Below are 12,725 nucleotides of genomic sequence, written 5' to 3'. Positions count from 1 at the left end.
GGGTGCGACTGCAAACACTCTAAATCAATGTCCTGCTCGCAATAAATAGATGCACACTAGATTGGGATGAAACATGATGACAATTCTAAGATAGTGAATTGATCGCATAGTATTACGATTGAATATAATTACTCATGAATATCCCAGTCGATCCTTATTTCTTTTTTGGCATGCCTGCCCTGCCTCGCCCTCAGGGCAAAACAATATATATTGCCAATTCATTTCTCCTGCGAAGCCCCCGGGAAAACTATGTTCACTTCAGGTTCGCAGGAGTTATGTCATTAATAATCCTTCTGGGTTGTACCCTCCCTTCGCACCGAAGTGCTCAACCCTGCGTTGCCAGTTTTTCCCAAGATAATAGAACCTGAGACTATCCTTCTCTTCGTCTATGATGGCGCACAAAGAATGTTTAAGTTTCGCGAGCTGTGCAGGATCCAGAAGGCACTCAAATACAGAGTTCTGCACTCTCTGCCCATAATTGACACACTCCTTTGCCACCTTCCTCAGTCTTTTTTTCCCTTCATCGGATTCCGTATTCACATCATACGTGACCAGTACCATCATATAACACACCTCAATTCATAAAGAACGGCGGATATCCGTCAATGTCGCCCCGTAAAAATCTGGCCAGCAACATCGCCTGCACATAGGGGATCAAACCTACAGGAATTTTCTCACGCAGGTACGGGTGTGTAACCTGATCCTGTTTCCTCTTCTGCCAGGCCCCGAGGATCTCTTTCTTACCCGCGTCAGTCATGATAACGCCTCCACCCTCCTTCCTGACAAAATCAGATCCCTTCAGTTGTTTCAAATTCACCATATTCAATGCAAGACGGTCTGCCATAAAAGGCCGGAGTTCTTCCATCAGGTCAAGTGCCAGGCCAGGTCTTCCTGGCCTGTCCGTGTGGAAAAATCCGACATATGGATCCAGCCCCACCGTTTCCAGGGCAGACTCGACATCATGGGCAAGCAGGGTGTACAGAAAAGAGAGTAGCGCATTCATATTGTCGCAGGGAGGCCTTCGATTCCGTTCTGTTATGAAAAAATCATCCTTCTGCTTGAGTATCAGTTCATCAAGAACCTCGAAATAAAATTTTGCACAATTACCCTCGATACCGCGGAGAGAATCAGAATTCGTACACTCTTCAATACCCTGAAGGTTCTCGATCAGCAGGACATCTACCGATCGAATCCTATCGCACCGGATGCTCTCGCCATGGTCACGGATGCCCCGTCCCAGGACAGTCCTGCAGTTTACGATCTTCCCCTGGATAAAGCATCTGGCAATATCCAATGACTCCCCGGCATTGTCGGCCACACGATACTGGGTCCTTCGCAGGAGGACATTCCCCCGCACCCGTCCATGTACTCGTGCCAGAAATCTTCCCGATGGCGTCAGAAAGGATAAACCAACATTACTATCCGTGCACAACCGCATCAACTGGGGGCTTGCCCCCATGTATCCCATACAGACAATTCCCTCAAGATTGTGTATGGGAATACGGAACTTCTCCTTCCCGTCGACCTTTACAACAACATTTTCACCGTCTCTGAGAAGGTAGGATTCGGGAGTGGTCACATAGAGTGTATTGAGCAGTTTTCTCATGAGCGAAGTGTCCCGACACAGAGATACACCTGCGCAAATATAAACGCTACGAAAAAAATTCTATAAATAATACTGAAAAATTTCAGATATCATTTGTACAGGCATCTTTCACATGTTTTTTGATGTACCTCGTGACAGAGATATTTTTCTTTGTTAGTTTTGGCATGCACACGTCCACAAGAGAGCAATATTTACAATTTTTTGAACTTTCTGCCGCAGGAGTGATACCTTTCCTGAAAAGATCATGCATTTCATCAGAGAGAGAGACAACCCGATCTCTCAGATCATCGGTCAATCGGATCGGAACTCTTCTGCGAATCTCATTATAGTAAAATTCGCTCATCTCGATCCTGACGGCAAACATCTCTTCAAGGCACATCGCCTGTGCACACAATTGCACCTCATCGCGTTCGTCGACCTTTGGTTTTCCCCTTTTGTATTCTACAGGGTGCATCCTCCAGAGACCCTCATAACCCGGAAGAGTGACGCCATCGTCAGAGCGGGTGTACTCGATCACGTCGGCGATGCCATATAAGCCGAGAGTGTGTGAAACGAGAGAAAAAGCCCGTGATATGACAACATCACCTCTGCTCTCGGAGAAGAAGGGATCATCTACACGCTCGTGTAAAAAGTGGCCCTCGGTTGTCCGCAGATTATCCTCCCACTGGCGCTCGACATGGATCAGCGCCCACTGCCGTCTGCAAAAACAAAAATGTTGTATGCCGGACAGAGACAGCAACTCGTCGTCGGCATACCCTCTAACACTCATAATTTCTCGATCATCTCGACGCCGTCAGGCATGTCCCTGGAGATAGTGACCTTGTAGTCGCCGAAAGACCGCGGGGGCAGGTCACCGGAAAGTCTCTCCACATTGATCTTGTCAAAGAGGATATGAGACTGGCAGCACCCGAGTGCGCTCCTGTGCTTGAAGACGATCAGCTTGCGTGCCGACATCTTCCCCCGTGACGCCGAGTGGTCGTGCTCGAACATATTGATGAGACTGTCCCAGAGGAGGTTCAGGTCCTCTTCAGTAAACCCTGTTGTCTTCTGGGCAAGGTTCGCGGAGATGTAGCCCTCTGCACGGTACAGTGCATAGGGCACGATCTGCTTCTTGCCCATCGTCTGACCCTTTTCCGCGTCTTTCTCGTTGGTGACCGCACAACGGGTGACCGTCACCTCCTGCTGGAAGATGGGGTCCATGCTCCGGGCAAAGTTGACCTGCACCGGGCCGCGGACCTGCCCGCAGTTGACCTCTGTTGTCATGACAGCGCCGAAGGTGCGGATGTCAAAGAAATTCCGGCACATGAACTTCGTAAGTTCGTCATCTTTCGGTTTGTTTTTGGAGGGTTCTATCCCGAGATGGTCATAGGCTTTCTTATTCTGGTCATTGAGGACAACCCCGGATTTAACGTAGATCTCATAACCCTGCTCTCCATCTTTGACCATCTCGACATAGTCCCTGATCTTTCTCTTGAGGCAGACATCAGTGACAATGCCATGTCCTGTCTGCGGGTCGACGCGGGGCATGTTGCCCATATCAGGGTCGCCATTCGGGTTTCCATTCTCAACGTCGAACAGCAGTACAAACTCATAACGGTTCTGGATAACTTCGCTCATAATCACGCCTCCTCCGACGTAACTTCCTCTTTCTTCGTGAAAAACGCCTTACGCTGGTGATAATAACCGAGCATGAACATACCCTGCTCTTCGAGATTCAGGTATGCGGGGAACTCGTCAACCCCGGCTAAAATATCCTCGATGGCCTGGCTCGACTTGAACCCCCACTCAGACTTGGCAATGTGGTGCTGTGCAAGTTTCAGCAAAACTGGAAAGACAACAGCAGGCGTCGATGATGCACTGCTGAAGTACTTGCTGTTAATGGTGCTCTTCATCTCTCTGTTCGTATCATTCTGTGCCTTTTCAAGGACTGCAAACAGTCTTCCAAGACGGTATGGCACATCTGGGCTCTTGTCATTCAAACTCATGGTAATCAAATCCTCCTTTACATTCGAAGATCCGGAACGGGCACGTCTCAGCAGATATGCTTTGATGAATCCGGCCCGAACATAGTTTATCGACCTCTCAACCTTTACCCGGTTCAGGATCGCACCGTACATCTGGACCGGGTAGGGCGTGTACCTCAGGATCGATCGCATCACCAGACCGCCGAGGAGCGGAGAGATCTCGGACCTGTTAGAAGAACTCTTGGGGACGGTCTCCCTCAGCAGACGGTATACCGAAATAAACTTCGGCCCTGTGTCGTCCCTGACGATCTCCATGTCGAGGTGATGCTGGGCCAGTCGGGTGACGAAGTTTCCAAAATGGTCTGCATACCAGAACCGCACCGTTAGTCTTGCATTGTTGGGGGCCAGACCGAGAATATAGAAATTTGTTGCGGGATCAACTTTGAGGTCTGTCCTCTGTAACCCCTGCCCGTTTTTCACCTTCCTGAGAATATCCCCGACCCATTGAATCGTTGCGCTGTCCTTTATTGCGACACTTTCGGAGGTCTCTTCTGCAGGCTCTGCCTCTTCTTCACGCGGATTGATCAGGAAGTTTGCCAGGTCTTCGCAGGATTTTTCGGAGGTCTCCGCCCAGAATACCGTTGTTGTATCGGCGATCTGGACTCTGTTCGCGTTCTGCCGGTCAAGAAGATAGTTCAGCGCTGTCGTGTACTTGAACATTGAGGTCTCGCCGACAGGGGCGTTGAAACTCTGCTTTTTCCCGTAGGACTCGAAGGCGGGATCGTTGAAACTGACAAGCGAGGCCCCTGCCATCTGGGCACCATCGACCCCTTTGATTTTCTGATGCAACCGGGCTATCGGCTCCACCCGTCCACTCACGAGGGACTGGCCCTTTGAATCACTCTCCTCTTTTTCATGGGAGAGATGATCTTCCCAGGCCTGTCGTACGGTGCTGTTCATGTGCAGGTACTGTCCCTCGCACTCGAAGATCAGGTTCGCACCACTGAGAATGTCATCCCTATACTCGGCTATCTTTGGATGTTCAAGGAATGATTCGGGCTCCCATGAGTCCAGGAACTTCAGGAAACTTCTGACTCCGACATCGTCCAGAGCGTCCAGTATCGTGTGGTGAAGGGTCCTGAACTCCTCACAACAATCTCTGGAACGCTGATGTATCAATACAACGTCTTTTTCGTTTTCTTCCAGAACAATACTATTCCCGGAGTCGCGAGCAATTTTTTTCTCGAATTCCTTCCTTTTCAGTTTCTCTACACCAAAGACATATTTCGCGTTGTCGCATGCAAAATACGGAACAATCCCATTGGCACGTGAGGTCTGGAGTGGCACATCCATCCCTTTTGGTTGCGGTTTCTTGCCGTCGCTCCTGAGGTCGACGATATGCGTCAGTTTACCATCTCCGGAAATGACGAGAGCAAAAGAAACATTTGTCTGGCTGTAGCCTGGCCTGGCGATTTTCACGCCCTCGTCATTTCCCAGGATGTCGTAGTAGCGACAGAGGGACTGTATGATCACGAGAAGACCCCACCATTCAGGCACTTCTGCACATCGATCACCCCGTCGACCATCTGAGCGCGGAAAAAGATGGCCTTCATATCGTCCGCAAAGTCGATATCATAGAGCATTATCCCGAGGTCTTGATCCCCGGTGTAGCAGGACGCGGGGATCTCCCCTTCGATGAATGCAAACTGAGCAGGGAACTCACGGCACCCGAAGTACGGGTGATGGAAACACTGCCCTTTTTTCATTCTCCGGAGTGCAATGTTGTAATGCTTCTCGACTGTATCCTCAGGGCCTGCTTTTTCAGTCAGTTCGAAATGTGCCTCTATGCAGTAACACACATCGCGGAGGAGAAGAGATGCCCGCTGAACGCGACTCTCTGTTGCGTCCTGATACAGGGACACCTCTCTTCCCCGGAGTGCGGACTTCACGGTCCCGGCAGGAATTTTTCCCAGAACTTCGTTCCTGCGGATATTGTCGAACCTGATCGGATTCAGGACGTGGATCCGGTCAATCTTCCAGCAGATGGCAGGCTTCCAGTATATCGCCTCAAGGATCCCCCGTGCCGCCGACGGAGTCATCACGTCATAACTCACCCGCTCGACCTTCATCTCAGGGCGGGTAAAGCAGGCATAATCACCCCAGACCTTTAACCGAACTCCATACCCTATGACAATCACCAGCCTTACGTAATCAATAGTGATCCATCCGATCCATTAAAGTTTCGATTTAAGAGTCCTGTTTCATCGGAGTAGTCGTCTTTATCAATCAATATGTAAAATCGGTCGTTGATGGAGTCGATAGCATGCACGCGTTCCAGTTCTTTGAACTCATTGGGATAGACGCTGACGGTGTACCCCTGGAGTTTTCGCGCAAACATCGCCGGGAATTTGGCGTTCCGGAGGTCCCGTATGATCGACCGGGCACTCTCATCATAGGGAATGATGATCGCCTTTGTGCCTTCCTCAATGATGCTGAATGCCGTATCGATATCTTCAAAGGGAAATGCGAGATCCCTGATCCTCTCTTCAAGTAATGGCAATATCCGCTTTTTGTCGAGTCCGTCGTCTCCTTCATAGAAGTAGAGTCGCCGGAAGTATTCGTCCACAGCAGCGAGGGAGAGAGGGTCATCGGTGGTGCTGAGGACCATCTCGCCGATCTCTGCCACGCGTTTCTGCCAGCTGGTCGCCCTGCCATAAGGTTCGGTCGACTTGAAGACAGAGACCTCGCCTGAGGTCGCCCGGCCTTCGCGGTTGCACCTGCCGGAGGCCTGGGCAATAGAATCAATGCCGGTCATGGCCCTGTAGACAACGGGAAAGTCGATGTCCACGCCAGCCTCAATGAGCTGGGTCGAGATGACACGGCACTCGGCACCTTTCTCCAGCAAAGATCTGATCTCGGCCAGTATCTTCCGGCGGTGCACAGGGCACATCCTGGCGCTGAGGTGGTAGCACGCCCCTGACGTCCTGAGTGCGTCATAGAGTTTCTTCGCATGGGTACGGGTGTTGACGATGCACAGCACCTGCCGGTGCTCTTTCAACCTGGCGGAGAGGTCTGCGTCATTCATCTCTCCGAGATACCTCACATGCACACGCCTGAATGCTTCGTACAGTTCCTCCGGTGAGCGCATGATCTCGACAGGTCTGACACTCTCGTCCAGGAGTTCGCCGAGTTTTGGCTGGGTTGCCGTACAGATAACAACTGTTGACCCATAGTTCCGGACAAGCTCAGAGAGGGCGGAGAGGCAGGGCTTCAGGTACCCTGTCGGCAGCATCTGCGCTTCGTCGAGGATGATAACGCTTTTTGCCAGATTGTGCACCTTCCGGCATCTCGATCGTTTGCTGGAAAAAAGCGACTCAAAAAATTGGACATTTGTTGTGACGACAATTGGCATGTCCCAGTTTTCAGAGGAGAGTTTGAGGACCTCGGCCCCGGAAATAAAATCTTCCAGGTCAAGGGTTTCTGGGTCAAAGTTGCTGTGGTGCTCCAGAACATTCTGGGTCCCAAAGATCTTCCTGAAGACGTCGGCATTCTGCTCGATGATGCTCGTGTACGGGATGACATAGAAGATCCTCTTCAGGCCGTTTGTCTTCAGGTGTTCCAGAGCAAAAGCCATGGACGAGAGGGTCTTTCCCCCTCCCGTCGGGACGGTCAGGGTAAACATCCCTGGCGGGAGTGGGGCTTTTGACCGGCACTGTTCATAGATCTCCTTTCTGTAGGTGTTGATCCTGCTCCCGTCAGCACCCGACATTTTTGCGGCCATATGGTCCTCAAATTTTTTCGAGAGGAGATCCCATGACTCATATTGCCCCCGGAGAGAGGATTTATCAGGATCGGTAAAGGCTTCGGTGTCCAGAGAGTCTGCATCGACAAGACACGAGTAGAGCATGCGGGTGTGGAATGAGATCGAAAACCCGATCTTGTTCTGGAATGGTCTCGGGGTGAAACGAACAGATCTCAGGTCGGGCGGTTTAATTTCATCTGTATAGGCTGAATAGTCAGGGAGGTATGTTTTGGTGAGGCGTTCCTCAAGCCCGCTCTCGTTACTCCCATAGTTTAACAGGCCACCATGATGCCCTGAGATGATGTATTCTAAAATTCGGCTCTGGGCAGGGTGATACAGGGTTCGTGCCACTTTTGCACCGGCGGTGGAGTGGTCGACCCGTATATGTGCGCCCTCAAGGCGCCTCTGAAAGTCACTCGAATATTTCCCGATGTCGTGCAGCAGACCCCCGGCATATGCATATTCACCGGCATATGCATATTCACCGGCATTGAAGTCACGGGCAAAGTCAGATGCACGGTTTGCTACGTTTTTCAGGTGCTCCTCCAGGCTCTGCCAGTCTTTTTTATCTGGGTTATCTGTTGAATGGGCGTAGTAGGTCATATGGGCAACGTATATAATCTAGAATATACATCGAGATAATATCTGCCCATCATTCTGGTTAGAAATGTGTGTGGGGTCGGGAAACACCATCTCGGACATCGTAACCAGAGCTCATATGTGACCCGTACGGTTCTCGGCGTATATGGTGGGGGATGGTGCGAGGCAGAGTAGATGTGCGATGTCACGTCCATCAGGGTGTGTGGATTGAAGCCAATCGGACTACCAGCACCCACCGGATCCATGGGGTATGATCCGGAAGGACTATTAGTTACATGACCCCTGCGAACCTGAAGTGATCATAGTTTTCCAGGGGGCTTCGCAGGAAAAATGAATATGTTCTATATATTATTTTGCCTAGAAGTATGCGGGGTGTGAATGCCAAAAAAGACATGAGGACAGGTGCATCAGATATGTGTACAAATATATTTAATTGGAATATTATGGGATCTATCCGCTATCTCAGAATTGTCATCATGTATCATGCCAATCATGTGCACATCTATTTATTGCAGGCAGGACATTGATCTAGAGTGCTTGCAGTCGCACCCTTCGCGGGTGCGTGGATTGAAACCACCATCAACAAACGCTTCTTTACCGCATCCAGAGTCGCACCCTTCGCGGGTGCGTGGATTAAAACCGGCCCGGCCCACAGCACTGGTTTGAGAACCCGCGTCGCACCCTTCGCGGGTGCGTGGATTGAAACTGGAATGCCTCGCAATCAAATACGGGGTCCAGGAGTCGCACCCTTCGCGGGTGCGTGGATTGAAACTCAGAGAGGATGAAACAGGCACTCCTCAGCGGCGTCGCACCCTTCGCGGGTGCGTGGATTGAAACCTCACGGATAGAGATCTTGTCGCCGATGCCTTCGTCGCACCCTTCGCGGGTGCGTGGATTGAAACCACTGTGGTGGCCTGGGGTTTGAGCTGGAGGGTGTGTCGCACCCTTCGCGGGTGCGTGGATTGAAACATCGAGGACCCGAACCTTGCCGTCCAGGAAACCGGTCGCACCCTTCGCGGGTGCGTGGATTGAAACAATCCGGTGCGGCTTTTATATACGGCGGGTCAAGTCGCACCCTTCGCGGGTGCGTGGATTGAAACTCCCCTGAACCAGAGCCGGCAAAGCCCCCGGCCTGGTCGCACCCTTCGCGGGTGCGTGGATTGAAACCATGATTAACCCTATACCTGTAAACAGATAAAACGTCGCACCCTTCGCGGGTGCGTGGATTGAAACTCTAAAAAATCAGCTGTTTTTAGTAGTTTTAGTAGGTCGCACCCTTCGCGGGTGCGTGGATTGAAACAGGACAGGGGCGCCGGCGAGGGCCTCGACGATCGTCGCACCCTTCGCGGGTGCGTGGATTGAAACGTCGATCAGGCCGGCGGACTTCGCCGCCTGTTCCCGTCGCACCCTTCGCGGGTGCGTGGATTGAAACCCTCGACGGCGGCAGTGAGTTGTTGGAGGGAGATGTCGCACCCTTCGCGGGTGCGTGGATTGAAACTCATGGATCTGTCTGCACTCCTCTCGCCCCCCGCGCGTCGCACCCTTCGCGGGTGCGTGGATTGAAACAAAGTCCGAATGGAAAGAGATCCAGAGATGGCAAGTCGCACCCTTCGCGGGTGCGTGGATTGAAACCCCAACAACGTAGGAGATGAAGATATGGACAGGAGTCGCACCCTTCGCGGGTGCGTGGATTGAAACGGGCTCAAAGGGGTAATCCCGCCGCCACGCTGCAAGGTCGCACCCTTCGCGGGTGCGTGGATTGAAACCAGGCGCATTTTGACGAGGCGGAAATCCTCGGGGCTGTCGCACCCTTCGCGGGTGCGTGGATTGAAACGGATAGGGGCGGCGGCCATAGCCTCGACGATCCTGTCGCACCCTTCGCGGGTGCGTGGATTGAAACGTGGAACGCGCGCGGGATCGGCACGAAACAGACGTCGCACCCTTCGCGGGTGCGTGGATTGAAACTCGACCACTATGCCGGGTGATGGGGCGGCGGACTGTCGCACCCTTCGCGGGTGCGTGGATTGAAACTCGGTCCGTGCCTCTCGGACGATCTCGTCGGCGGTCGCACCCTTCGCGGGTGCGTGGATTGAAACACCTCGTCGACCCGCAAACCGATCACCTGGTGGCTGTCGCACCCTTCGCGGGTGCGTGGATTGAAACACGAGCCAGAGGAATGCGCAGAACTCGAACCAGAGTCGCACCCTTCGCGGGTGCGTGGATTGAAACTCAGCCTCCTCGGTGAGGGAGTGTCCGCATCGAGGTCGCACCCTTCGCGGGTGCGTGGATTGAAACCTCTTCGAGCAGCTCATCAGGAAGGCGTTCCGGCGTCGCACCCTTCGCGGGTGCGTGGATTGAAACTTTTGACGAACTAAATTTGATACCTCAGAGGAGGTCGCACCCTTCGCGGGTGCGTGGATTGAAACCTCCGGGCCCTCATTGGCACCACCGCGGGCGGCGTCGCACCCTTCGCGGGTGCGTGGATTGAAACATCGGCTCGTATTCGCCGGTGATGGCAGATCGGAGTCGCACCCTTCGCGGGTGCGTGGATTGAAACACGGGAGAGGACCCGGCTGCAGAGGAGGGCACGAGTCGCACCCTTCGCGGGTGCGTGGATTGAAACCCCCACATCGAGCGCTATACCGAGATCTGCTATGTGTCGCACCCTTCGCGGGTGCGTGGATTGAAACTGAGAAATTCCCTCTATGATGCCGATGAAATACCGTCGCACCCTTCACGGGTGCGTGAACTTAAACAACCCTCTCCAAGGCCCCACCCCCACAACCCTTATGCCCCTCCACGGGCAACCTCGCCCCTCATGCAACTCCGTGAATTCGCACTCGAACGTTTCTTTGCACAGCACGAGTTCACCGCCCCCCACCTCCTCTGCACCTCTGACTGCGAGTCGGTGAGCGTCGCCGACCTCCTCGCCCATGAGGAGGGTGCCATGGAGAGGTTCATGGACCTCCGCCTCAACTACACGGAGGCGCCGGGCGGCATCGAACTCCGGCAGGAGATCGCGGGCCTCTACACCTCGGTCGGGACCGATAACATCCTCGTCTCCGCCGGGGCCGAGGAAGCGATCTTCCTCTGCATGAACGCCATGCTCTCGCCCGGCGACGAGGTGGTCGTCCCCTGCCCGGCCTACCAGTCCCTCCACGAGGTAGCGCGGGGCGCCGGCGCCCGTGTCGTCCCCTGGATGATGCACGACGACAATGGCTGGAGGCCAGACATCGAGGCCCTGAAGGAGAGCGTCACCCCGAAGACGAAGGCGGTCGTGCTCAACACCCCGCACAACCCGACAGGTTCCCTCATGACGCGGGAGGAGTTTGTGGCCGTGCGGGACATCGCCGAAGACGCGAATATCCATGTCTTCTCAGACGAAGTCTACCGCGGCCTCGAATACGACCCGAAAGACCGCCTCCCGCCGATGGCCGACCTCTACGAGAAGGGGATCTCGGTCGGCGTCATGTCCAAGGCCATGGGACTTGCCGGCCTGCGGATCGGGTGGACGGCGACCGAGGACGCGGACCTCCTCGGGAAGATGGCGGCCCTCAAGGACTACACCACCATCTGCGCAAGCGCCCCCTCCGAGTTCCTCGCCGCCCTCGCCCTCAGGCACAGGAAGGCGATCGTGGGAAGGAACCTCGGGATCATACGCTCGAACCTCGCCCTCCTCGACCGGTTCTTCGCGGACCACGCTGACGTCCTCGCCTGGGTCCGCCCCAGGGCAGGCGCGATCGCCTTCCCCCACGTCCTTGCAGACGAGGGCGCTGAGGCCTTCTGCCTCGACGCCATCAGGAAGGCTGGCGTCCTCCTCCTGCCGTCCACGAAATACGACGGTTACGACGACCACCACTTCAGGATCGGGTTCGCACGGGCCGACATGCCCGCCTCCCTGACCAGGTTCGGGGAGTACCTCGCCTCACGCTAATGCTCCATAGACCGGGCGAGGGCTTTGAAAAACCGGGCATGACGTGAAAGCATGCCCCAGGTACACATGATGAAAAGGATCTCAGAAAAAACCCTCATTTCCGGGGGTTAATGCCTCCCCTGATCCTGTGAGGGGTTGCACCGGCCCCGGGCATGAGGGTATCAGGAAACAATTTTTCAGAAAGCCTGGAGACCCCTCACCGGGATGTGCAGGCGTTCTGCATCTCCCGCGTCACGATCAGCACGGGCACATTCGACCTCCTGACCACCTCCTCGGAGACCGACCCCATCACGACACCTGCGAGGTTGCTCCGCCCGTGACTCCCCATGACAATGAGGGAGACACCCTCGCGCTTTGCCAGTGCCAGGATCTCGATCGAAGGCACGCCCTTGGCGACCTCCACCCGCGTCTTCATCCCTGCCTCGCGGATGACACCTGCAATCCCTTCGAGTTGTTCCCGCACATTGTCCCGCATCCTCTTCTCGATCTTCGCGTCGTACTCGACCATCCGCGCCCCTTCAAGCCACCCGATCTCGGTCTTCGCAAGTTCGAACTCCCTCTCGTCGAGGACGTGGACGACGACCACCTTCCCGGTCCCGGCCCGGGAGAGCTGCCTGACGCATTCAAGGGCCTTATACGAGCATTCGGAGAAATCCGTGGGGAAAAGTACTTTCCTGAACATGATAATCACGCAATTTTTTTATGATAACCTGATCTCGTCATGGGGAGATAAAAAAATCGGTCAGGCTGTGATAGATACCTCAAAATGAGAGAGACGGCACCCCCGCGCCATGATAACAGCGGGGGATCGTAGAGAGG

Annotated in this window: 9 protein-coding genes and 1 CRISPR repeat array; of the genes, 1 reads left to right on the top strand and 8 read right to left on the bottom strand. The window is 54.1% G+C overall.

Annotation, left to right across the window (positions count from 1 at the left end):
• Window positions 1-273: 273 nt before the first annotated feature.
• The 7 genes from cas2 to cas3 all read right to left on the bottom strand — a co-directional run bounded on the left by cas2 (window position 274) and on the right by cas3 (window position 7,975).
• Window positions 274-564 (bottom strand): CRISPR-associated endonuclease Cas2, encoded by a 291-nt coding sequence (gene cas2, locus Q0520_RS08485; protein ID WP_298668824.1) that lies wholly within the window; start codon window positions 562-564, stop codon window positions 274-276.
• A gap of 10 nt (window positions 565-574) precedes the next feature.
• Complete coding sequence (gene cas1c / locus Q0520_RS08480; protein ID WP_298668823.1) at window positions 575-1,606, bottom strand: type I-C CRISPR-associated endonuclease Cas1c; 1,032 nt, start codon at window positions 1,604-1,606, stop codon at window positions 575-577.
• An 82-nt stretch (window positions 1,607-1,688) separates the two neighbouring features.
• On the bottom strand, window positions 1,689-2,375 hold the full coding sequence (cas4, locus tag Q0520_RS08475; RefSeq protein WP_298668820.1) for a CRISPR-associated protein Cas4: 687 nt from the start codon (window positions 2,373-2,375) through the stop codon (window positions 1,689-1,691).
• Window positions 2,372-3,223 (bottom strand): type I-C CRISPR-associated protein Cas7/Csd2, encoded by an 852-nt coding sequence (cas7c, locus tag Q0520_RS08470; RefSeq protein ID WP_298668816.1) that lies wholly within the window; start codon window positions 3,221-3,223, stop codon window positions 2,372-2,374. The genes cas4 and cas7c overlap by 4 nt, the downstream gene beginning before the upstream one ends.
• Window positions 3,224-3,225: 2 nt before the next feature.
• Window positions 3,226-5,103 carry a type I-C CRISPR-associated protein Cas8c/Csd1 gene (cas8c, locus tag Q0520_RS08465; RefSeq protein ID WP_298668814.1) on the bottom strand — a complete coding sequence of 626 codons (1,878 nt, stop codon included), beginning with the start codon at window positions 5,101-5,103 and terminating at the stop codon, window positions 3,226-3,228.
• Window positions 5,100-5,765, bottom strand: a complete 666-nt coding sequence (cas5c, locus tag Q0520_RS08460; RefSeq protein ID WP_342765259.1) for a type I-C CRISPR-associated protein Cas5c — start codon at window positions 5,763-5,765, stop codon at window positions 5,100-5,102. Before cas5c ends, cas8c begins: the two co-directional genes overlap by 4 nt.
• An 8-nt stretch (window positions 5,766-5,773) precedes the next feature.
• Window positions 5,774-7,975, bottom strand: a complete 2,202-nt coding sequence (gene cas3, locus Q0520_RS08455) for a CRISPR-associated helicase Cas3' (protein WP_298668808.1) — start codon at window positions 7,973-7,975, stop codon at window positions 5,774-5,776.
• Window positions 7,976-8,514: 539 nt separating this feature from the next.
• A CRISPR array of direct repeats spans window positions 8,515-10,728; the repeat unit is 32 nt; unit sequence GTCGCACCCTTCGCGGGTGCGTGGATTGAAAC.
• Between the two features lie 62 nt (window positions 10,729-10,790).
• Here cas3 and Q0520_RS08450 point away from each other — a divergent pair.
• A complete protein-coding gene (locus Q0520_RS08450; RefSeq protein ID WP_298668805.1) occupies window positions 10,791-11,906 on the top strand; it encodes an aminotransferase class I/II-fold pyridoxal phosphate-dependent enzyme in 1,116 nt (371 codons plus the stop codon).
• Window positions 11,907-12,102: 196 nt separating this feature from the next.
• Here Q0520_RS08450 and Q0520_RS08445 read toward each other — a convergent pair whose 3' ends face one another.
• Entirely contained in the window at window positions 12,103-12,588 is a 486-nt protein-coding gene (locus tag Q0520_RS08445) for a universal stress protein (protein WP_298668802.1), read from the bottom strand.
• Window positions 12,589-12,725 lie beyond the last annotated feature (137 nt).

Origin of the sequence: uncultured Methanofollis sp. (assembly GCF_937919355.1) — an archaeon.
Taxonomy (GTDB): domain Archaea; phylum Halobacteriota; class Methanomicrobia; order Methanomicrobiales; family Methanofollaceae; genus Methanofollis.
Note: the sequence above shows the minus strand (reverse complement) of the source record. Positions and strands in the feature narration are given on the sequence as shown.

Excerpts from the sequence above, each read along its gene's own strand:
- cas1c (WP_298668823.1), bottom strand. The coding sequence starts at position 1,606 with ATGAGAAAACTGCTCAATACACTCTATGTGACCACTCCCGAATCCTAC.
- cas3 (WP_298668808.1), bottom strand. The coding sequence starts at position 7,975 with ATGACCTACTACGCCCATTCAACAGATAACCCAGATAAAAAAGACTGG.
- cas7c (WP_298668816.1), bottom strand. The coding sequence starts at position 3,223 with ATGAGCGAAGTTATCCAGAACCGTTATGAGTTTGTACTGCTGTTCGAC.
- cas2 (WP_298668824.1), bottom strand. The coding sequence starts at position 564 with ATGATGGTACTGGTCACGTATGATGTGAATACGGAATCCGATGAAGGG.
- Q0520_RS08445 (WP_298668802.1), bottom strand. The coding sequence starts at position 12,588 with ATGTTCAGGAAAGTACTTTTCCCCACGGATTTCTCCGAATGCTCGTAT.
- cas4 (WP_298668820.1), bottom strand. The coding sequence starts at position 2,375 with ATGAGTGTTAGAGGGTATGCCGACGACGAGTTGCTGTCTCTGTCCGGC.
- Q0520_RS08450 (WP_298668805.1), top strand. The coding sequence starts at position 10,791 with ATGCAACTCCGTGAATTCGCACTCGAACGTTTCTTTGCACAGCACGAG.